The sequence below is a fragment of the Ruania zhangjianzhongii genome (genome assembly GCF_008000995.1).
Classification (GTDB): domain Bacteria; phylum Actinomycetota; class Actinomycetes; order Actinomycetales; family Beutenbergiaceae; genus Ruania; species Ruania zhangjianzhongii.
Window position 1 is genome coordinate 3,421,155 of the sequence record NZ_CP042828.1, and the last position, 21,995, is coordinate 3,443,149.

A 21,995-nucleotide genomic window follows, 5' to 3' on the forward strand; every position below is an offset into this window, starting at 1 on the left:
AGCTGCCTGGGCCGTGGGCCGTCAGCGCCGCTTCTGGGCCGTCAGCGCTGCTTCTTGGCCGCCTTCGCCGCGCGGCGGCGGGCCTCCCGGTTCGCGCCGCCGCCCGCAGGCGCCGCGGTATCGGTCGCCTGCTGGCTCGAGCCACCCGCCGGCGCGCTGCTGCGCACCGTGTTGCCGGAATCGCCGTCCACGCTCGGCGCGGAGTAGCGCAGGGTGGTGGCCCGGTCCGGCTCACCTAGGCCGAGCGGATCCTCCGCCTTCTGGGCCGGCTGCGGGATCGACTTCTTCCCGGCGCGACGGCCACCGTCACGGGCAGCGGAGTCCTTGTTGCCGCCTTGCGGGGCACCCTCCTTCTCGGCGCCCTGCCCGCCACCGGCGGTCCGGGTGCCCGAGACAGCCGCCTTGGCCGCGGTACTCGCCGCTGAGGCCGCGGTCAGCGCCCCGTCGGCGCCTTGCCCGGCCTCGATCGTCGCCCCGGACTCCTCGTCCTGCTCGCCCGGCTTCTTCACCTCGAGGTTGAACAGGTAGCCGACCACCTCGTCCTTGATCGACTCGTTCATTGCCTGGAAGAGGTGGTAGCCCTCGCGCTGGTACTCCACCAGCGGATCGCGCTGGGCCATCGCCCGCAGGCCGATGCCCTCCTTGAGGTAGTCCATCTCGTAGAGGTGCTCCCGCCACTTGCGGTCCAGCACGGAGAGCACCACCCGGCGCTCGAGCTGACGCATCGTGTCCGAACCGAGCTCGTCCTCGCGCTTCTCGTAGGCCACCTTCGCATCGGCCACGAGCTCATCGTTGAGCTGCTCAGCGGTGAGGCGGGTGCGGTGCCCCACCTCCTCGAGCACGTCCTCCTCGCTGATCGAAACCGGGAAGACGGTCCGCAGATCGGTCCAGAGCTGCTCCAGGTCCCACTCCTCTGGATGCGGGTCAGTCGTGGCCTCCTCGACCATGCCGTTCACCACATCGACGATGAAGGTGGACACCTGGTCCTGCAGGTCTTCACCCTCGAGCAGCTCGTGCCGGGTCTCATAGACCACCTCACGCTGGCGGGAGAGCACATCGTCGTACTTGAGCACGTTCTTACGAATCTCCAGGTTCCGCCGCTCGACCTGGCCCTGGGCGCTCTCGATCCCGCGGGAGATCATCTTGAACTCCAGCGGCTGGTCGTCCGGGAAGGAACCGCTCATGAACCGCTCGGCAAGCCCGGTGTTGAACAGACGCATCAGGTCGTCCTCGAGGGACAGGTAGAACCGCGACTCCCCCGGGTCGCCCTGACGGCCGGACCGCCCGCGGAGCTGGTTGTCGATCCGGCGGGACTCGTGCCGCTCCGTGCCCAGCACGTACAGTCCACCGAGCTCGGTGACCTCGTCGTGTTCGGCTGACACCGACTCCTGGGCCTCGGCCAGTGCCTCCGGCCAGGCCTCCTCGTACTCCTCCGGCGATTCGTTCGGGTCCAAGCCCTTCTTCTCCAGGGCGGCGATCGCCAGGTGCTCGGCGTTACCACCGAGCATGATGTCGGTACCACGGCCGGCCATGTTGGTGGCCACGGTGACTGCGCCCTTGCGGCCGGCCATCGCCACGATCGAGGCTTCCCGGTCGTGCTGCTTGGCGTTCAGCACCTCGTGCGGCACCCGCTTCTTCTTCAGCATCTTGGAGAGCTTCTCGGACTTCTCCACGCTGGTGGTGCCCACCAGGACCGGCTGACCCTTGGCGTGCCGCTCGACGATGTCCTCGACCACGGACTCGAACTTGCCGTCCTCGTTCTTGTAGACGATGTCGATCTGGTCCTTGCGCGCCAGCGGCCGGTTCGGCGGAATCGGCACCACACCCACCTCGTAGGTGCTCTGGAACTCCGCCGCCTCGGTCATCGCGGTACCGGTCATCCCGGACAACTTGTCGTAGCGGCGGAAGTAGTTCTGCAGCGTGATCGTGGCCAGAGTCTGGTTCTCGGCCTTGATCCGCACCCCCTCCTTGGCCTCCAGCGCCTGGTGCATCCCCTCGTTGTAACGCCGGCCCGGCAGGATCCGGCCGGTGTGCTGGTCCACGATCAGCAGCTCGCCCTCGAGCACCACGTAGTCCTTGTCCCGGGCGAACAGTTCCTTGGCCTTGACCGCGTTGTTCAGGAAGCCGATCAGCGGCGTGTTCAGCGACTCGTACAGGTTCTCGATACCGAGGTAGTCCTCGACCTTCTCGATCCCGGGCTCGAGGATCCCGACGGTCTTCTTCTTCTCGTCGAACTCGTAGTCGGTCTCGTTGTGCAGCCGCCGGACCAACCGGGCGAACTCCACGTACCACTTGTTCACATCGCCGGAGGCCGGTCCCGAGATGATCAGCGGGGTACGGGCCTCGTCGATGAGGATCGAGTCCACCTCGTCCACGATGGCCATGTTGTGCCCGCGCTGGACCAGCTCGCTGGTGGCCCAGGCCATGTTGTCGCGCAGGAAGTCGAAGCCGAACTCGTTGTTGGTGCCGTAGGTGATGTCCGCGGCGTACATCTCCCGCCGCTGGTCCGGCTTCTGCCCGGAGAGGATGACGCCCGTGGTCATGCCGAGGAAGCGGAACACTCGCCCCATCAGTTCGCTCTGGTACTGGGCGAGGTAGTCGTTCACCGTGACCACGTGCACGCCCTTGCCGGAGAGGGCGTTCAGGTAGGCCGGCAGGGTGGCGACCAGTGTCTTGCCCTCACCGGTCTTCATCTCGGCGATGTTGCCCAGATGCAGCGCGGCTCCGCCCTGGATCTGCACGTCGAAGTGCCGCTGGCCGAGGGTGCGCTGTGCGGCCTCGCGCACGACTGCGAACGCCTCAGGCATCAGGGCGTCCAACGACTCACCGTCAGCGACGCGTTCTCTAAACCGGTCGGTCTCCTCGCGCAGCTCGTCGTCGGTGAGGTCCGAGACGGAATCCTCCAGGGCGTTCACCTGCTCCGCGATGCCCTGGAGCCGTTTGAGGATCTTCCCCTCGCCCAAGCGCAGGATCTTGTCGAGGATCGAAGGCACACGGACTCCCAGATGGTTGGATCACTTCAGGCGCCGTGACCGGCGCCCCAAGAGTCCATGGTATGCGAGTGCTCGCCCTGACTGCACAACCGGGTCCGGAGAGACCCTGGGCGCCACGACCGCATCAGAATCCACTGTCCCCGATGGCAGCCACCGACAGCCGGATTCGCAGCCGGCTCGTGGATTCCGATGCGGTGCGGGCAGCGCGGTTCGCTCAGGCGCTGGCCGCGGTCATGCGCCCGCCGCGGTCATGCGCTGGCTGCGCTCAGGCGCTGGCCGAGTGAATCGTCTCCTCGGCGGCCTCGCTCCCGTTGCTGGTCGCGGTGTAATTCAGCCGGATCACCCCGTAGGTCCAACCACGCCGGTTGTAGACCACACACGGGTGCTGTGTCTCGGCGTCGATGAACAGGTAGAACGGGTGCCCTACCAACTCCATCTCCGCGAGCGCCTGGTCCACGGTCATCGGTTCGGTCTCGTGGACCTTCTGCCGAATCACCACGGGGGAATCGCCGAGCTGCGCCTCCACGGCAACTCCTGGTTCGGTGGGTGGCTGCGGCGTCTCGGGCACCTCCTCCTCAGCAGCGGGCTGCTCGCCGACGATGCCGAGTTCCTCCGGCGTCGGTGGCTGGACGGACCGACGGCGGTGGTGCGTCTTGCGGCGGTCCCGGGCCCTGCGCAACCGTTCGAGCAACTTGGCGGTCGCCAGGTCCAGCGCGGCATATCGATCCGACGCACTAGCTTCGGCACGCACCACCGGGCCCTTGGCCCGAACCGTGAGCTCGACCCGCTCAGAGCGGTCTGCGAGCCTCGGGTTGTTCTCGTGTGTCACCTCGACGTCGACGCGCTGCGCGTACGGAGACAACTGTGGCACCTTCGCCAGCTTCTCCTCGACATGCCGCCGGAAGCGCTCCGGCGACTCGGTGTGACGGCTGACCAGGACAATCTCCATGACGAACCTCCACGGATCTTCACAAGGGGTCCGGGTTCAGCCCGGACCGTTGAGACGACGCGGCCGTCGGTCCCCCGAACAGCCGCGGAACGCTAGTCGGCATCACCTCCCCTGCGCACCACGTGAGTGTTCATCTCAGCTGAGGTAGCACTCACTGGTGGCTCCATGACACGACGCTAGTCCACGTTCGCGGGTAGCGACACCCCAACGCGCGCACCGGTCCCGCGGACCGGCTTGGATTCGAAGAAGGTGGCCTGACCATCTCCGCCGTTGCACGACGTGGCCGGGCCTCCGGGCACCACCGGCACTAGGTCGCCGGGCCTCCTGGCACCACCACGGGGCGTCCGGGTCGAGGCGTGGCAGCGAGCGCAAATGCCCCGATCACCTCCGCGCCCGCTCCGGCCAGCGCCGTACGGGAGGCGTGGATGGTGGACCCGGTGGTGACGACGTCGTCGACAATCAACACGGGCACGCCCGTGGGCACAGCGGTGACCACCCGCGCCGAGCCACGGCCCCGGCGGGTCCGGGCAGCGGCACCGAGCCGGTGGCCGCTGCCGCCGCGCCGGCGCAGCACGTCGACAGCCCAGACCCGTGCCCCGGTCCCGGCGGCAAGGCCACCGGCCAGCGCTGCGGCCAGGTCGGCAGCGACCAGCAGACGAGCCGTCCGGCGGCGCCACCCCGACGGCGCCGGGACCACCAGCAGGTCCGCCCCCTTGGCGCCGGAGGCCGTGCCGGAGCCTGCGAAGGTAGCGGAGCCAGCGGGCAGCACCAGCTCCGAGGCGAGCCGGCGCCCGGCCCGCTCGCCGACCTCGGCAAGGACCCGGGAGAGGTCGGGGCGGGCACCGGACTTCCAGGCCAGCACCACATGGCGCGCCGGTCCGGCGTATGCAGCGGTGGTCCAGGTGGGCAACCCCAGCGCGGGCGCATAGTCCTGCGCACCGAGCACCACCGTGTCCTCTTCGCAGCGGTACGGCGCCCCGAACAGTGCAGCGCACGCAGCGCACAGCGAACGTTCCCCGCGGCCGCAACCCGCGCAGGCCACCGGCAGCATCAGGCCCACCACGTCTTCGGAGAGCGCGACGGCGGAGCGCACCACGGTCTGCAATCTCACCTGGCGCTCCTCTCCCCTGCGCCCAGACTCTCCCCTGTGCGCGGAGGCACTCTCTGCAGATCGAGGTGTGAAAGGAGCACCTCGGTGCCACATGAGTGTCTCCACCGGATCGGCCAGCCGTGCGCTGCGACGCTCACGGCACGAAGAGACGTCGGCGCGGACGGGTGCGGGGCACTCCGGCGCGCTCGAGCTTCCGCTCCAGCGGATGCACCCGCCACGCGTCGTCCCAATCCCAGCGTCCGAACTTCTCCACCTGAGCACGGATCTCATCCTCCCGACGCTTCTCTCGGACCACCCGCTGTGCTGCGCGCGTACCGGAGCCTGCGTCCAGGTACTTGCCGTGCCCATCGGCTTCCATCGCGATGCCGAGCTCCGGCCAGCAGAAGTCCACCCAGGCGTACTCGCCGAGGTCGGGCAGCCAGAAGCGGTGCTGCAGCTCCGGAGCGGCGAATCCGAGCTCCTCGATCACCAGTCGGCTGATCGACTCCAGCGCACCGTCGGCGAACGGCGTGGCGCGGCACAGCACAGCCGCCGCGCGAGCGTGCCCACGGTACGGGCGTAGCCGCTCGTGCTCGCCGGACAAGACCTCCGGAGTGAGCAGCGGCGCTCTTTCGGCATAGGGCGGGTGGCGCAGAGCAGCGTCGGCGGCGACCAAGCCCGCAGCCAGGGTGGCATTGCGGGCTACCTGAATCACCGTGTATGCGGGCGCGGTCAGCCGGATCCCGTCGACGCGGACCTCCGGGGCATCCAGGCGGTGACCGATGTAGCGCACGTCGCCGCGTCGAGAACCGTTCGGACCGCCAGCGAGCACGTAGACCGCGCGCGGCCACCGGCCCACGATCGGCAGTCCGAGCAGGGCCGCCGCGGAGTAGGAGGTGAAGACCCGGCCAGGCATCTGGTGCGCGGCCGCCCGGACGCGTCGCAGGTATCGCGCAGCATCCGCCCGGGGACCGCGTTGTTCCTCCGTCTCGGTCACCGCGTAGACACCGGGCCAGACGCGCGTGAGCGTGCCCGCCTGGTGCAGCCGGTGCACGCGGTACCTGCTGCCCACCGCCGAGGCATCTGCGACCAAGATCAGTCCGTCCGGCCGCACGGGAAGATCGTCAAGAAGTGAGTGCATAGGTGACAGACCACCAGCTTCACCGGGCGGCCCGAGAGCGGAGGCGGGGGTGTTGTGGATAACGCAGCAACGTCAGCACCCACACCCAGACCCACACCCACTGCGGAAGTACCCGGCACCCACACCCACTGCGGAGGTACATCTGTGGCAGGGAGGTGCAATTCTTCGCCCTCAGTGCACCGGAACGACCTCCGCGCCAGGCAGCACTACCCCGGGAACGTCGGAAACCGCACTCCGCTGATCACCGGCGCCCAGCCGTTCCCTGAGCGCCCATAGAGCCCGCCGTCCTCGGTGGCCAGATACAGGTCCCGCACGCCCCGGCCGGAGGCGATGCGCACCGTGTCGGCCACGCTGGGCAACGGGGTCGTGCGCCCACCGACCTCCACCACGTGCACCGTCTGGGTCGCCTGGCTCACGCCGAGCACGCCTAGCTGGGTCTCGTCCACCCAGACCACGTCGCTGGCGTCGCTGAGCTCGCGGCCCACCCCGCACGCCGGGTCCGATCCCGGTGGGAGTTCCGTCGGCGTCGATGGTGATCGCGTGCACCATCACCTGCACCGACCCGTCCGAGTCGACGATCATCGCCAGCCGTGCGCCGTCCCTGCTCACCCGGAGGGCGCGGATGTTCATCCCGGCGAGCGTCGGCGTCTCGATCGCCTCCAGGTTCCCTTCGGCGCGGGCGATGAGGAGCTCGCCAGAGTTCTGCTGCTCCCCGGTCCAGATCCACCCGTCCGGAGCGTACGAGGGCGGCAGCAGGTTCTGTCCCTCCAACAGCACCGTGGCCTCGGCCTCGGCACTGGCCGCGGTGAGCAGCTGCGAGCCGCCCCGCGAGCAACACCGTCTGCTGGTCGGAGCTGTACCCCACCGCCGGGTCGGCCGGATCCAGCGAGCCCAGATCCACCGCATCCGGCACCGGAGTGAGCTCGGCACCGTTGTAGGTAGCGAGCTGGTTCTCGTCGTTCAGCACGGTCAGGGTGCGGCCGACACCAGGGTCCACCGCGAGGTCCGGGGTCGCGGCACTGACCTCCAGCGGCACATCGCCCACGGTGACCTCCACGCCCTGGACCTGCGGCAGCGCCGTCAGCGTCTGCTCGAGCTGCGCCACCAGGAGGGCGCGGTCGTCAGCGCTAGCGGTCTGCACGGCCGAGGTGAGGGGAACGTTGGCGGTCCCGCCGCTGACGGTGACCGAGTCGATGGACAGCTCGGTGCCGTCCGGGATCGCCGAGATCACCGCCGGTGAGAGCCACTCGGCGGCTCCGGCCAACAGCCCTCGGACCGCGTAGGTCGCTCTGTTCCGCAGCGGGTACCAGCGCAGATCGGGCACCAGGGTGCTGCCGTCCGCACTGAGGAAGTACACCGCAGTCTTGCGGTACAAGGTGCCGAAGTTCACCTCGGACATCAGCACACCGTCCGGCAGGCCGCTGATCCGCCACTCCCCGGACGCATCCTGGACCACCGTGTAGGTCATCGTGGAAGAGGTACCCGGTGCAGCCTGGGTGTAGATCCCGTCGCTGTCCACTGTCGCCACGACGGTGACCTCGACCTCCACGGTGCCCTCGACCGAGTCGTCGTAGGACAGTGGCACTGACCCGTCGTAGATCACCACCTGTGCAGCGGGGTCCCAGTCCGAGCGGGTGGAGTCGGTGAGGAACTTGCGCGCCGTGGTGAACTCGTCGCCATTCCCGGCCACCGCAGCGGACTGAAATCCGCGCACGATCTCATCCGGCCCGGCCCCGCGCTGGGGGTCAGCTGCCACCACGTAGCCGACCCCTTCCTCCTGGCCGGCCTCCACCCCCGGCTGCACCGCGCCGTCGGTCGGCAGCGAGGCACAGCCGGCCATCAGGGCGAGCGCGGTCAGCGCGGCGAGCAGGCGGGGCGATCGGTTCACGACTCTTCCTCCTGCTCCCATTGTGGGACGGCGGCCGGGCCTGCCGGGTCGTTGGCGCGGGCCAAGGTGGCCTCGGCGCGCTCCGGTCGCAGCCGCAGCGGGGACTCGCCGATCTCCAACCCCGCCCGGCGCGGAAGCGTCAGCCGGAACGTGGCCCCCTCCCCGGGGGTCCCCCAGGCATCCAGGGTGCCGCCGTGTAACCGCGCGTCCTCGAGCGCGATTGCCAGACCGAGCCCGGTGCCGCCGAGGGTCCGGGCGCGGGCCGGGTCGGCACGCCAGAACCGGTCGAACACGTGCTCGGCCTGCACCGGAGTCATGCCTATCCCGTGGTCCCGCACGGCGACCGCCACGGCGGTCTCGTGCTCGCCGACGAGAACCTCGATATCTTTGCCCTCGCCGTGCTCGACGGCGTTCACCAACAGGTTGCGCAGCACGCGTTCGACCCGTCGGGCATCGGCGTCGGCCACCACAGGCGCCTCCGGCGTTTGCATCCGGATCGTGGATCCGCGTTCGGCGGCGAGCGGTTCGGTCAGGGCGGCCACCCGGTCCAGCACCACGCGCAGATCGAGGGCTTCGACGTCCAGCACTGCGGCACCGGCATCGAACCGGGAGATCTCCAACAGGTCGACCAACAGGTTCTCGAACCGGTCGAGCTGATTCTGCAACAGCTCGGCCGAGCGCGCCTGCGACGGCCCGAAGCTCTTCCTGGCCTCGTAGAGCACCTCGGCCGCCATCCGCACGGTGGTCAACGGGGTGCGCAGCTCGTGGGAGACATCGGAGACGAAGCGCTGCTGCATCCGGGAGAGCTCGGCGAGCTTCTCGATCTGGTCCTGCAGGCTGGTGGCCATCTCGTTGAAGGACTTGCTCAGCGTGGCCAGCTCGTCGCGCCCCCGCACCTCCATCCGCTCGGTCAAGTGACCATCGGCCAGGCGCTCGGCCGTGCGGGCCGCCTGCTGGACCGGATCGAGCACCTGCCGGGTCAGGTACCAGGCCATCACCAGAAGCAGCACCACCAGGCTCGCTGCACCGACCGCCAGCACCCGCTGCAGCAGGCTCAGCTGCGCCTGCTCCGAGGCCAGCGAGTAGACGATGTACAGCTCGTTCTCCCCGGCCACGGGCATCGTCACCGGCGAACCGACCGCGATCCCCGGAACTGTCCCGGAACCGTCCGGCACGGCCACGGACTGCCACTGCTGGAACTGTTCGTCGCGGACCTGCGCACGCAGTTCGTCGCTGATCACCGGGCGCAACGCGTTGTTGGTGGCGGGAGCTTGGATCAGCCCCGAGCCGGACTGGTCCGGCGAGGGCAACAACAGCACCCCGGCGGCGTCCAGGGAGGACTGCTGCAGGGCGCGCACCATGTCGTCCCCGAGCTGCTGCACATCCTGCACGCTGGAGACCGTGGTGGAGTCGAACTGCTGCTGCGCCTGCTCAGCGCCGTTCGCGGCATCGGCGAGCACCTGCTCACGTCGCTGGTCGAACAAGCCGTCCCGCACCTGGTCGGCCAGCACTACGGCGAGCAGCACCAGCGCGAGGGTGCCCACGGCCACCGTGGTGGCCGAGACCCGCAGCCGCAACGAGTGCCGCCACGCCCGGAGCGCTACCCGGGCGCGCCGTCGCAGCCACCGGCTCGCCTGGATCGAGGTACGTACGGCCCGTTGCCACCAGGACCGTTCCCGTCCGGCGGGAGCGTTCACGAGACGGGCGTGCCTGCCCGGTATCCGACGCCGCGGACGGTCACGACTACCTCAGGGTTCTCCGGATCCTTCTCCACCTTCGCGCGCAGTCGCTGCACATGCACGTTCACCAGCCGGGTGTCCGCCTGGTGCCGGTATCCCCACACCTGCTCGAGCAGCACCTCCCGAGTGAACACCTGCCAGGGTTTGCGGGCGAGTGCGACGATCAGGTCGAACTCCAGCGGGGTGAGGTTGATGGCCTCCTCGCCGCGGACCACCCGGTGCCCGGGGACATCGATCACCAGGTCCCCGATCGGCAGCCGTTCGGTGCCCTGGGTGGTCCGGTTCCGCAGCCGCGCCTTGACCCGGGCTACCAGCTCGGTGGGTTTGGCCGGTTTGGCCATGTAGTCGTCGGCGCCGGCTTCCAAGCCCAGGACCACATCGGCGGTGTCGCCCTTGGCGGTGAGCATCACGATCGGCACACCGGACTCGGCCCGGATCCGCCGGCAGATCTCGATCCCGTCCATCCCCGGCAGCATCAGGTCGAGCAGGATCAGGTCCGGCTGCTCGGTGCGGTAGGCCTCGACCGCTTTGGCACCGTCGGAGCAAAACGCCGTCTCGTACCCCTCGGACTGCAGCACGATGCCGATCATCTCCGACAGCGCGGCGTCGTCGTCCACCACCAGCACGCGTCCATTCATGGTCCTATCGTGTCACCTTCGCCGCACAATCGGGGTGAGGTCGGGCACAGAGCAGGCGGCGCACGCCGGATCCGGGGGCCTGCCCGGCGGTATACGAGTGTCTGAGGTCGTCAAGGCGGTCTGAGGCTGTCGGCGCTTACCTCCGACGGCGGAACCTCCCTCCGTTGGCAAGTCACCGGGGGTGGGTGGTGCGGCGGGTGGAGGCGGGCCGGGCGCGGATGAGTCCAGCGCGGCGTCCGTGCGAAGATGAGGCGACCACCACGACCAAGGGGACGCAGACCACGATGAGCCACCCGGATCCACCAGGGCAGAACGGAGCCGAGCCGCCCAGCTGGGGCGGTCCGCCCTCGCCGCCGCCAGGCCCGCAGCCACCTGGTGCGCCCACCGGTGGACAGCCCCCTGGTAGCCAGCCCCCTGGATCCGGCCAGCCGTCGGGATGGGGCGAGGCCCCCGCACCTGGCGGCTACGGACAACCGACTGGCTACGGGCAACCGAGTGGTTACGGACAACCCGGTAGCCCTGCCGCCGCCGGGCAACCCGGCTACGGCCAACAAAGTGGCTACACGCAGCACGGCGGCTACGGCCAACAGCCAGGCCAGCAGCCCGGAAGCGGCTACGGCCAACAGCCGGGCCAGCAACCACCGGGCCAGCAGCCCGGAGGCGACTACGGCCAGTACGGCGCGCAGGCCGGTGGGATGCCGCCAGCGTGGGGACCGGCACCGCAGCCCGGCATCATCCCGCTGCGTCCGCTCACTCTCGGCGAGATGTATGACGGCGCCATTCGATCCATCCGGACCAACCCGGCCGTGATGTTCGTCCTCTCCGCCGTGCTGGTCTCCCTGGCGATGCTGGTGCAGGGCATCGCCACCTGGGGCGTCTTCGAGGATCTGAACGCCCTGGTCGGGATGGACCCGGAGACGATGGCCACGCTGGACACCAGCTCGCTGCTGGCCACGCTGCAGTCCGCCGCGCTCGGCTACGCGATCTCCGGGCTGGTCTCGTTCCTGATCACCACGATCCTCAACGGTCTACTCATCCACGCGGTGAGCCAGGCGGTGATCGGTCGGAAGATGAACCTGGAGGAGGTCTGGCACGCCACCAAGCGGCAGATCCCCCGGCTTCTGCTGCTCAGCCTCGTGGTCACCGTACTCATGCTCGCCGTGGTTGCCGTGCTCGTCGGCATCATCGCGCTCCTGGCGCTCACCGGGAGCACCGCCGCGATCGCCCTCGGCGTCCTGGTCGTTTCGCTGCTGATGCTGGTCGGGATCCTCGCAGTGGCCACCCTTACCGTGCTGGCTACACCGGCCCTGGTGCTTGAGCGTGCCGGAGTGTTCACGGCGCTGCGGCGTTCGTTCACGCTGGTCAAGCAGTCGTTCTGGCGGGTGCTGGGCATCTACCTGCTGACCGCGATCCTGGTCGGCATCCTGAGCTCGATCATCGCCTACCCGGTCGCGATCTTCGGTCAGTTCATCGGCTCCGACGGGATGTACGTCCTGAACCTGGTGGCCAACGTGATCGCGCTGTCCATCACCACCCCGTTCATGGCCGCGGTGACCGCACTGCTCTACATCGACGTTCGGATGCGCCTGGAAGCGCTCGACGTCGAACTCGCCCGAGCCGCCCAGGAGTCGTGAGCGTGCTTGGCCCCTGGTCGCGGGACGTTCCTCTGACGCCGTCGGCGGACGATGCCCGCGAGTGGGCCCAGGCCGAGCTCGCCAAGGCCATCTACAACGACGAGCCCACGCTGCTGGAACGGCTGCTGTTCTGGCTGTCCGAGCTGTGGCGCAAGCTGATGTCCTGGAACGAGGACGTCGGCCCGGTGGTGGTCCCGCTGGTGGTGCTGGCCGTGGTAGCGCTGATCGTGGCTGCGGCGCTGCTGATCGGTGGACCGATCCGGCGCCGTCGTGCACGGCAGCAGGGTGCGAGCGCCGTCGTGCTCGACGGTGACGAGCGCACCTCGGGTGAGCTGAGGTCGGCGGCCGAGGCCGCGGCCGCCGCCGGGGACTTCTCCCGGGCCGTGCTGGAGCGATTCCGCGCGATCGTGCGGTCTTTGGACGAACGGGTGGTGCTGGAGGACCGGGCCGGGCGCACCGCCTACGAGGCCGCTACCGAGGCCGGGCGTGGGCTGCCGGACTGCGCCGCAGACCTGCTGGTGGTCTCCCACCTGTTCGACGCGGTCTGCTACGGCGACCGGCAGGCCGAACGCGATGACTATGACCGAGTGGTGGCCGTGGACGACGCGGTCGCCGCCGCCCGACCGGTGCAGCTCGCCGGGATGGAGCACGACGAACCGGCGGTGACCGGATGAGGGCCGCCCCGGCCACGTTCGACGCGCTCGGGCGGCGCGCCAGTGCCCCCGAGGACGAGAGCACGAAGCAACGCTCCGGCCGGCGCAGCCTGATGTTCGTCGCGATCGCGCTGGTGGCGCTGATCCTCGCGGCAGTGCTGCTCAGCCGGCTGTCCCCGGACACCAGCCAGGCTCCCCTCTCGTCGACCAACCCGGATGAGGTCGGCGCCCGGGCGGCGGCCCAGATCCTCGGCGAGCAGGGTGTGCAGGTCACCGAGGTCAGCAGCACCGATGCCGCCCTGGCCGATGCCCGCCCGGACGCCACCTTGTTGATCACCGGCGCCGACGAGCTGCGTCCCGAGCAGCAGCAGGCACTCGCAGACGTGCCGGCCGATGTGGTGCTGATCGGTCTGGGCTACGGCGATCTCGCCGAGCTCACCGACCGGGTCCAGGTGGAGGGCGGCGGCGGGCAGAGCACCTACCCGGCCGAATGTGCCAACGAGCACGCCCAGGCCGCCGAGGGCCTGTCCACCTCCGGGCCGAGCCTGACCACGCAAGCGGATATCGAGGGCTGCTTCCCGCTGGATGACACCGGCGCCGCCGTGGCGTTCGGGACCTGGACCGAGGAGGACGGCCAGACCTGGTCGGTGCTGCCGAACCCGCACCCGCTCACCAATGCCGGGCTGGACGAGGCCGGGAACGCGGCGCTGGTGCTGCGCATCCTCGGCCAGCACGAGCACCTCACCTGGTACGTGCCCGACCCCAACGACGACTTCGGGATGACCGAGGAGGGCACGCCGTCACTCGTCCCGGGCGTGGTCGCCGTGCAGGTGCTGATCGCCCTGGTGGCGTTCGCCTACTGGCGCGGCCGACGGCTCGGCCGGGTGGTGGTGGAGCCGCTGCCGGTGATCGTGCGTGCCACGGAGACCACCCGCGGACGAGGCCGGCTGTACCGCAGAGGTCGGGCGCACGAGCATGCAGCTGCGGCCCTGCGCGCCGGGACCATCTCCCGGATCGCTGCTCGGCTCGGCCTGCCCCGCACCGCCACCGGTCCGGACGTGGTCGAGGCGTTCGCGCGCGCCACCGGTCGACCGGCGGACGCGATCGACTCCCTGTTGTACGGCCCACCACCCACCGACGACGCATCGCTCGTCACCCTGACCCAGGCCCTGGACACACTGGAAAGCGAGGTTCATCGCTGATGACCACCCCCTCAGGACCCGCCGCCTCCCACCCCGAGCAGGGTGAGCAGCCGAGCTCGCCGTACGCTCCCCCCGCACCGCAACCACCTCCGGAGTCCGGCGGTGCGCACGCGGCGCCCCAGGGCGGCACCCCCGCCCCCGCTGGGGGGCCTCCGCAAGGCGGCGCCCCCAGTCCAGTTGGCCAGCCCCCGCAAGGCGGCTCCCCCAGTCCAGCCGGCCAGCCTCCGCAAGGGGGCTCCCCCGGCCTGTCTCCCCAGGGCGACGGCGCCCCCTCCGCGGGACCTCCGCCGTCGCCCGGCTTGTTCGGTCAGGCCAGCGGACAGGCCGCCGGTCAAGACGGACCTCCGCCGTCGCCCGGCTCATTCGGTCAGGCCAGCGGACAGGCCGCCGGCCAAGGCCAGCCCTACCCGCAGTACTCCTACGGCAGCACGGGCGCGCCGCTCTATCCCGGTCAGGGCCAGCCGGCACCGCAGGGCGGGCAGACCTACGGGCAGGGCTACTCCTACGGACAGGACTACCCGGCTCAGCCCGGCGGCGCACCAGCACCGGATGCGCACCCGGCCCAGCCCGGTGTGCCCGCCGAAGCCCCCGCCAGCGACTCTCCGGTGCGCGCCACCCTGGCGGCAGTGCGCGGTGAGGTGGCCAAGGCGGTGGTCGGCCAGGACGCTGCGGTGACCGGTCTGGTGATCGCCCTGCTCTGCCGTGGCCACGTCCTGCTCGAAGGGGTGCCCGGGGTGGCCAAGACGTTGCTCACCCGCACCCTGGGGGCCGCGCTGGAGCTGGAGATGAAGCGGGTCCAGTTCACCCCGGACCTGATGCCTGGTGATGTCACCGGCTCGCTGATCTACGACGCACGCACCGCCGAGTTCTCCTTCCGCGAAGGTCCGGTGTTCACCAACCTGATGCTCGCCGACGAGATCAACCGCACCCCGCCGAAGACCCAGGCCTCGCTGCTGGAAGCGATGGAGGAGCGGCAGGTCAGCGTGGACGGCGAGCCGCGCCCGCTGCCGGACCCGTTCATGGTGATCGCCACCCAGAACCCGGTCGAGTACGAAGGCACCTACCCGCTTCCGGAAGCCCAGCTGGACCGGTTCCTGCTGAAGCTGATCCTGCCGCTGCCGCAGCGGGGCGAGGAGATCGAGGTGCTGCACCGGCACGCCCACGACTTCAACCCCCGGGACCTGGCCGCGGCCGGTGTGCGGGCCGTGGCCGACGCCGAACAGCTCGCCGCTGCGCGCGCCGAAGTGGCCGAGGTGGAGATCGGACCCGAGGTGCTCGGCTACATCGTGGACATCTGCCGGGCCACCCGCACCTCCCCGTCGCTGCAGCTGGGGGTCTCCCCCCGCGGTGCGACGGCGTTGCTCGGCACCTCCCGTGCGTGGGCGTGGCTGTCCGGTCGCCGGTTCGTCACCCCGGACGACGTCAAGGCGCTGGCGCACCCCACGCTCCGGCACCGGGTACAGCTGCGCGCCGAGGCCGAGCTGGAAGGCGTGACCGCCGAGACCGTGCTCGACGGGATCCTGGGGTCCGTCCCGGTTCCGCGCTGATGGTCATCACTGGTCCGGCTGTCGCGCTGGTCGCGCTCGGCATCCTTCCGGTGGCGCTGGTTCCTCAGGCCGCCACCGTGTGGGTATGGGCGCTGATCGTGGTGCTCGCCGTGGCGGCGGACCTGCTGCTGGCCGGCTCGCCTGCGGCAGTGCAGGTGCGGCGTGGCTCGCTCGGGTCGGTGCGCCGGGAGCAGCCGGTCACCTCGGTGCTCACCCTGACCAACACCAGCAACCGGACGCTGCGGGTCCTGGTGCGCGACGCCTGGCAGCCGACCGCCGGCGCCGGGACGAACCGGTTCCGGCTCACCGTGCCGCCCGGCGAGTCGCGCCGGGTGCGCACCCCGCTGCGGCCGCACCGGCGCGGGGATCTGCAGGCGGACCTGGTGACGGTGCGCTGCTACGGCCCGCTGCGGCTGGCCGCCCGGCAGGCGTCCCGGAACGTGCCCGGCAGCCTGCGAGTGCTCTCCGAGTTCAAGTCTCGCCGGCATCTACCGTCCCGACTGGCCCGGTTGCGGGAGATGGACGGGCGCACGGCAGTGAACGTGCGCGGGCAGGGCACCGAGTTCGACTCATTGCGCGAGTACGTGATCGGCGACGATGTCCGCGCGATCGACTGGCGCGCCACCGCCCGGCGCTCCGAAGTGGTGGTGCGCACCTGGCGCCCGGAGCGAGACCGGCGGGTGATGATCGTGCTGGACTCCTCCCGGCTCTCCGCCGCCCGGCTCGGGGACGAGCCCCGGATCGAGGCACAGATCGAGGCCGCGCTGCTGCTCACCGCGCTAGCCTCCAAGGCCGGGGACCGGGTGGACCTGCTCGCCCTGGACCACACGGTGCGCGCCCGGGTGCGCGGCAACCACGGACCTACCGTGATGGCCAAGCTCGCCGATGCCCTCTCAGTGGTGCATCCTACTCTGGTGGAACCTGACTGGACCCGGACCACCCAACAAGTTCGGGACACGCTCTCCCAGCGGGCGCTGGTGGTGCTGCTCACGGCGGTGGAAGCGGGAGTGGCCGAGACCGGGCTGCTGCCGGCTGTGGCCACCCTCGCCCGGGACCACCAGCTGATCGTCGCCTCGGCCACCGACCCGGGCACCGACCAGCTGCGCCGCTCCCGGGAGACCTCCGCAGAGGTGTTCGACGCTGCCGCCGCCGAGCGCAGCGACCTGGAGCGTGCGGCGTTGGCCGCGCGGCTGCGGCGCACCGGCGCCGAGGTGGTGGAGCGGCTGCCCGACCACCTCCCACCCGCGCTGGCGGACACCTATCTGGCGCTGAAGGCCGCCGGCCGGCTCTAGTCCGCTGCCAGGGCGCCGCTACCGGCCGTGTGCCCGGCTGAGCTCGATCCTGGCCGTGCGCCCGGCTGAGTTCGATCCTGGCCGTGCGCCCTCCTGGTCGAGCGCACCCCCGGCTGAGGACCGATTGGCAGGCTGAGCACCCGATTTCCGGTACTCAGCCTGCCGAACGGTGTTCAGGCGCCCGTCGATCAGCGCCGCCGCCCACTCACGGTGCCCTCGTACTCCTCAGCGAACGCCTCGGCCGCACGGTTCATCACCAGGGTCACGGCCTCCCCACCGGCCGTGACCATCAGGTCGATCTGCGCGAGGTAGCGCCCGAGCACGTGCGAGTGGACGTGCAGGGTGTTCTCGTCCAGCCAAGCACCTGAGCTGTGCGTCTCATAGCCGTAGCCGGGCAGGCCGTGCCGCACCAGCGATCCCAGTCCGAACCGGAACTCCCGTTGCTGGCCATCAGCGGTGTGCAGCCGAAGCACCCCGAAGTCCGGTGAGACGTCCAGTTCCAAGCCGACGAACGCCGTCGGACCGGGATCGAGCTCGTACTCGGCACGGAACCTGCCTCCCGCCCGGCTGCCGGTGACCGGCACCGGGGCTAACGCCAGTGAGCGCGCGTAGCGAGCCAGCTCCGCCGCGGAGTCCGGGTCTACGGCGCGCGGTGCCCCGAGCGCCGGCACCAGTTCCTCCGCCACTGCGTCGAAGAACGCCTGATCGGCTCCACCGACGCCCTGGTTGTCGCCGGTGGTGACGATGACGACGTCCTCCTCCGGCAGGCACAGGGCGATCTGACCGCCCATGCCACGCATGCTGTACCCGCCGCCCCGGTTCCGCCAGAACTGGTAGCCGTAACCGCACCTGCCGTCCGGGAACGCTGGGGACGTGAGCGCCGTCGATACCTGGTAGTCGGTAGCGGCGCGCAGGAACTCCGCTGAGATCACCTGGTCGCTCCCCCACCTGCCCTGGGCCAGGCAGAGCTGCGCGACGCGGAGCAGGTCCCGGGGTGTGCAGAACACTCCGGACCCACCGTGGGAGGTGCCCTCGGGGTTTGACTCCACCTCCCGCCAGGTTGGCTGCCCACCCCGCTCGGCGAGATCCATACCCGTCGGACTGACGAGCGAGAACCATGGGTCCTGCACACCGATCCGCGTCAGCACCCGGTCCGTCAGATACTCGGTCAAGGGCTTCCCGGAGAGGCGTTCGACCAGGGCAGTCAGCACCACCGATCCCGAGGTGTCATAGGAGAACACCATGCCTGGCTGCCGGTTCGGCGGCACGGTGAAGAAGGTGCGCACCCAGTCGGTATCGGCCACCTGCTTGAAGGTGGTCGAGCCGTGCGCGGTGCGCATCGTCAGCAGGTCGACCACCCGCATGGCCGTCAGGTACGGGTCGAGGTCCCCGGACGGTAGCTTGTCCGGAAAATGGTCGATGATCCGGTCCTCGAGGCTGAGCCGGCCGTCGTCAACCAGAGTGCCGATCGCCAGCGACACCAGCGACTTGCTCGCCGAGTACAACCGGTGTGGCGTCTCGGGCGAGTACGGGTGCCAGTAGGCCTCGAACGCGATCGCGCCATGACGGGCGATCAGCAGCGAGTGAGCGTTCAGACCGCGCCGTTCCATGCGGCGCAAGAGTGCGAGGATAGCGGAGCTCGGAATGCCGACGGTCTCCGCGCTGTCGGAGCTGCGCAGGACGGCACTCACGTCGGTCTGAGACATGGTCTCGGCTCAGGCCGCCATCGCCACAGTGTCCTCGGCGTGCTCGGCGCGCACGTCGCCGGTCTCGCCGTCGCGCACCGCCCGCCGGCCGAGCACGATCGTGTAGACCCCAGTAGGCCGCGAGGACGAGCGCGCCGATGGTGATCTTCACCCCGGTGGGCAGGTTCGACGGCGTGACAAAGCCTTCCACGAGGCCGCTGACCCCGAGCACGATCGCCAGTCCGATCGCTACCGTCACAATGGCTCGGCCCTCTTCTGCGAGGGCCCGTGCGCGGGTACGCGGGCCCGGGGACACCCAGGCCCAGCAGAGCTTGACCCCGGCACCAACGGCGATGAAGATCGCGGACAGCTCCATCAGCCCGTGCGGCAGGATCAGTGCGAAGAACACGTCCAGGTAGTCGTGCTCGGCCATCACGGCCGCGGACATCCCGATGCCCTGAGCGTTCTGCAGCAGGATGTAGATCGGGAAGACCCCGGTGATGCCGCCGCCGATGGCCCGAGCGGTGATCCCACGCATTGTTCGTCCATACCTGGGCCGCGAAGTCCGGGGCCGGGTAGTTGGAGTAGTACGCCTCGAACGCCTCATTCGCGTACTGCTCGCGCATCGCCGGGGTACCCATCTGTGCCAGCACCGCCGGGTCGTTATAGGCCCAGAACCCGGCCGCCACCCCGTAGACACAGAACAGCAGCATCGCGGCGATCGTCCACCAGCGCACCCGGTAGAACGCCGCCGGCAGCGAGATCACCGCGAACCGGGCGACGTCGTTCCAGGCCGGCTCGTGCGCCCCCGCGATCAGGCCACGAGCGCGGGCGAGCAGGATGGACAGCCGGGTGACGATGCTCGGGTCCGGGGCGCTGGTGCGCACCCGGGACAGGTCGGTGGCGGTGAGCTGGTAGTTACGGATCAGTTCATCTGCCTCGGCACCGTCCAGCCGGCGCTGGCGCAGCAGTGCAGCGAGCCGCTCCCACCGCCCGGAATTCACCGCCACGAATGCATCGATGTCCACAGCGACTAATGTGCCATAGGTGAGCACCTCGAACCCATTCGCCGCCCCCGCCGCAGCGGCTGGCTCCCGATCCGCGGCCGCGGCGGGCCCGAGCGGGCGACCGGCACCGGCCGGTCCGCAGGGGCAGCCGCCCGGCCCGGGGCAGCCCGGCCCGGGGCAGAGCCAGGGTGGCCCACGCCCCTCGGCGCAGCCGCCGGCCACCAGCTCTGGCCCCAGCGACCCGACGAACCCGCTCGGCCTGCCGGATGATCTGATCATCACCGGTGAGGCGGTCGCGCTGGATGTGCGCCCGGCGATGCTGCTCAGCCGCGTGGGTTCCGGGATCATCGACCTTGCCACCTACGGTCTGGCCGGGCTGATCCTGGTGCTGCTCGGCCTACGACTGGTCTCCAACGACGCGCAGATGAGCGTGCTGATGGTGGTCGCGATGGCCTCGGCGATGCTGATCCTGCCCACCACGGTGGAGACCCTCACCCGCGGGGTGTCCGCGGGCAAGTTCATCACCGGGATCCGGATGGTCCGGGACGACGGCGGACCGGTCCGGTTTCGGCAGGCGTTCGTGCGTGCCCTGGTGGGTACCGTGGAGATCTGGGCGACCTTCGGTGCGGCGGCGGTGATCACCTCCTTGGTCAACGCTCGCGGCAAACGCCTCGGCGACCTGCTCGCCGGTACCTACGCCGCCCGTATCCGTGGCTCGGAGATGCCGTTGCAGCCGCTGCTGATGCCGCCGGACCTGGGCAGCTGGGCCGAATCCGCCGATATCCGGCGACTGCCCGACGCGCTCGCCGTGCAGGCCCGGGTGTTCCTCTCCCGCACCGGCACGCTGCAGCCCCAGTCGCGGGTGCGTGCGGCCTACACACTGGCCGCCGCCGTGGAGCCCTACGTGGCTCCACCGCCGCCGTGGGGTGCGAACCCGGAGCGGTTCCTGGCCGCAGTGCTGGTGGCCCGCCGGGACCGCGAGTACGGGAGCAGCCTGCGCCGGCAGGAGCAGGAGGCGCATCAGGCCGAGCGGATGCGCGAGCTCCCGTTCGGGGTCACCGACTACTCCTGAGGCTCCACCCGGGCATCCGGTGCCAACGGCCAAGCGGGCGTGCGGCGGGCACCCCGTTCGTCACCGCGCTCGGGGAGTAGATACCCGGGAGCACGACCCAGCGTTCCCGGTGACGAATGAATCGATTCACGCGGATTCTGAGGTGGCTATTCGGAGGCGGTGACGGTGCCGCGGGCGCGGTGCACCCGGCCGCGCCACCAGAGCAGCGCACTGCCCACCAGCGCGGCGAACACCGAGGCGGACAGTACCGCGATCTTCGCGTGCTCGTCCCGCGGGTGCCCCACCCCGAACGCCAGCTCGGCCACCAGCAACGAGACGGTGAATCCGATCCCGGCGAGCACGCCCATCGCGCCGATGTCCAGCCAGCCGAGCCCGCGGGCCAGCGTGGCGTGCCGGGTCCGGGTGATCAGCCAGGTGGCGGCCAGGATGCCGAGAGGTTTGCCGACCACCAGCCCGAGCGCCACCCCGATCGCGACCGGATCGCGCAGTGTCGCCCCGATCACGCTCGGGTCCACCATCACCCCGGCGGTGAACAACGCGAACACCGGCACCACGAACCCGGCCGATGCCGGCCGCCAGACGTGCTCGAAGTACGCGGCCGGGGACTGCTCCGCCGCCCGCGCAGGGGCCCTCGAGGCAGCCTTACCCTTCAGCGGCAGCGCGGGCGTAGCCATCCCCAGCGCCACCCCGGCGATGGTGGCGTGTACCCCGGAGGCGTGCATGAAGTACCAGGTGAGGATGCCCAGCGGGAGCAGAACGTACCAGGCAGTGATGCCCTTGCGGACCAGCATGGAGAACACCGCCACACAGGCGACCACGGCCAGCAACCACAAAAGCGCCAGCGAGTCGCTGTAGACCACGGCGATGATGATGATCGCCAGCAGATCGTCCACCACGGCGAGAGTGAGGAGGAAGGCGCGCAACGCCGTCGGCAGCCATTTGCCGACCAGTGCGAGCACGGTGACCGCGAAGGCGATATCGGTGGCGGTGGGGATCGCCCAGCCGTCCGGGGCGCCGTCGGCCATGGTGAGGTTGAACGCCAGGTAGATCAGCGCCGGTGCGGCCATCCCACCCGCTGCCGCGGCCACCGGCACGATCGCCGTGGACATCCGGCGCAGCTCCCCGGTGACGACCTCCCGCTTCAGCTCCACGCCGACCACGAAGAAGAACACCGCGAGCAGCCCGTCGGCAGCCCACTCGCCGATGCTCAGGTCCAGGCCTAACGCGTCGATCCCCAGCCGGGTGTCCCGCACAGCGGCGTAGGAGTCCTGCCAGGGCGAGTTCGCCCAGATCAGCGCGACCACCGCACCGACGATCAGCAGCACCCCGCCGATCGTCTCCCCGCGCAGGGTGTCCAGGAAGTTGCGCTCACCGCCCGGGGTCAGCCTGGAGAACAGTGGCTCCCGCCCGCCGGATCCACCGGCATCTGCGTTCGGCGCCGCATCCTTCTTCTCGCTCACGCCCG

General features: G+C 70.2%; 15 protein-coding genes and 3 pseudogenes. 6 read left to right on the forward strand and 12 right to left on the reverse strand.

The window, feature by feature from the left end:
- Positions 1-41: 41 nt before the first annotated feature.
- The 9 genes and pseudogenes from secA to mtrA form a co-directional block, all read right to left on the reverse strand.
- Positions 42-2,993: a preprotein translocase subunit SecA gene (gene secA, locus FU260_RS15945; protein WP_147917955.1), complete on the reverse strand. Its 2,952-nt coding sequence runs from the start codon at positions 2,991-2,993 to the stop codon at positions 42-44.
- Positions 2,994-3,258: 265 nt separating this feature from the next.
- On the reverse strand, positions 3,259-3,942 hold the full coding sequence (gene hpf, locus FU260_RS15950) for a ribosome hibernation-promoting factor, HPF/YfiA family (protein ID WP_147917956.1): 684 nt from the start codon (positions 3,940-3,942) through the stop codon (positions 3,259-3,261).
- A 307-nt stretch (positions 3,943-4,249) separates the two neighbouring features.
- Positions 4,250-5,053: a ComF family protein gene (locus FU260_RS15955; RefSeq protein WP_168211799.1), complete on the reverse strand. Its 804-nt coding sequence runs from the start codon at positions 5,051-5,053 to the stop codon at positions 4,250-4,252.
- Positions 5,054-5,186: 133 nt separating this feature from the next.
- Positions 5,187-6,173, reverse strand: a complete 987-nt coding sequence (locus FU260_RS23645) for a hypothetical protein (RefSeq protein ID WP_168211800.1) — start codon at positions 6,171-6,173, stop codon at positions 5,187-5,189.
- A gap of 206 nt (positions 6,174-6,379) precedes the next feature.
- Positions 6,380-6,619 (reverse strand): LpqB family beta-propeller domain-containing protein, encoded by a 240-nt coding sequence (locus tag FU260_RS24405; RefSeq protein WP_168211801.1) that lies wholly within the window; start codon positions 6,617-6,619, stop codon positions 6,380-6,382.
- Between the two features lie 100 nt (positions 6,620-6,719).
- Positions 6,720-7,079, reverse strand: a pseudogene (locus FU260_RS24630) (LpqB family beta-propeller domain-containing protein); the annotation flags it as partial.
- A 130-nt stretch (positions 7,080-7,209) separates the two neighbouring features.
- A pseudogene (locus tag FU260_RS24635) lies at positions 7,210-8,082 on the reverse strand (LpqB family beta-propeller domain-containing protein); the annotation flags it as partial.
- Entirely contained in the window at positions 8,058-9,758 is a 1,701-nt protein-coding gene (gene mtrB / locus FU260_RS15970) for an MtrAB system histidine kinase MtrB (protein ID WP_235912458.1), read from the reverse strand. The pseudogene FU260_RS24635 and the gene mtrB, both read right to left, overlap by 25 nt.
- Positions 9,755-10,438, reverse strand: coding sequence for an MtrAB system response regulator MtrA (gene mtrA / locus FU260_RS15975; protein ID WP_147917961.1), 684 nt, complete (start codon positions 10,436-10,438; stop codon positions 9,755-9,757). The genes mtrB and mtrA overlap by 4 nt, the downstream gene beginning before the upstream one ends.
- 695 nt (positions 10,439-11,133) lie before the next feature.
- On the opposite strand from mtrA, the gene FU260_RS15980 reads away from it, so the two are divergent.
- From FU260_RS15980 to FU260_RS16000, 5 genes are all read left to right on the forward strand, one after another.
- Positions 11,134-12,072, forward strand: a complete 939-nt coding sequence (locus FU260_RS15980) for a DUF7847 domain-containing protein (protein WP_147917962.1) — start codon at positions 11,134-11,136, stop codon at positions 12,070-12,072.
- Entirely contained in the window at positions 12,069-12,746 is a 678-nt protein-coding gene (locus FU260_RS15985) for a DUF4129 domain-containing protein (protein ID WP_235912459.1), read from the forward strand. Before FU260_RS15980 ends, FU260_RS15985 begins: the two co-directional genes overlap by 4 nt.
- Positions 12,743-13,927 carry a DUF4350 domain-containing protein gene (locus tag FU260_RS15990; protein ID WP_147917963.1) on the forward strand — a complete coding sequence of 395 codons (1,185 nt, stop codon included), beginning with the start codon at positions 12,743-12,745 and terminating at the stop codon, positions 13,925-13,927. The genes FU260_RS15985 and FU260_RS15990 overlap by 4 nt, the downstream gene beginning before the upstream one ends.
- A gap of 572 nt (positions 13,928-14,499) precedes the next feature.
- A complete protein-coding gene (locus FU260_RS15995; protein WP_147919546.1) occupies positions 14,500-15,474 on the forward strand; it encodes an AAA family ATPase in 975 nt (324 codons plus the stop codon).
- On the forward strand, positions 15,474-16,766 hold the full coding sequence (locus FU260_RS16000) for a DUF58 domain-containing protein (protein WP_147917964.1): 1,293 nt from the start codon (positions 15,474-15,476) through the stop codon (positions 16,764-16,766). The genes FU260_RS15995 and FU260_RS16000 overlap by 1 nt, the downstream gene beginning before the upstream one ends.
- A gap of 188 nt (positions 16,767-16,954) precedes the next feature.
- On the opposite strand, the gene FU260_RS16005 is transcribed toward FU260_RS16000, so the two are convergent.
- A complete protein-coding gene (locus FU260_RS16005) occupies positions 16,955-18,472 on the reverse strand; it encodes a serine hydrolase domain-containing protein (protein ID WP_147917965.1) in 1,518 nt (505 codons plus the stop codon).
- Positions 18,473-18,481: 9 nt separating this feature from the next.
- Positions 18,482-19,479, reverse strand: a pseudogene (locus FU260_RS16010) (stage II sporulation protein M).
- 19 nt (positions 19,480-19,498) lie between these two features.
- Here FU260_RS16010 and FU260_RS16015 point away from each other — a divergent pair.
- Entirely contained in the window at positions 19,499-20,530 is a 1,032-nt protein-coding gene (locus FU260_RS16015) for an RDD family protein (protein WP_235912460.1), read from the forward strand.
- Between the two features lie 146 nt (positions 20,531-20,676).
- Here FU260_RS16015 and nhaA read toward each other — a convergent pair whose 3' ends face one another.
- The gene (gene nhaA / locus FU260_RS16020; RefSeq protein ID WP_147917966.1) at positions 20,677-21,990 is read right to left on the reverse strand and encodes a Na+/H+ antiporter NhaA; all 1,314 of its coding nucleotides are present in this window, start codon (positions 21,988-21,990) and stop codon (positions 20,677-20,679) included.
- Between the last annotated feature and the right edge of the window lie 5 nt (positions 21,991-21,995).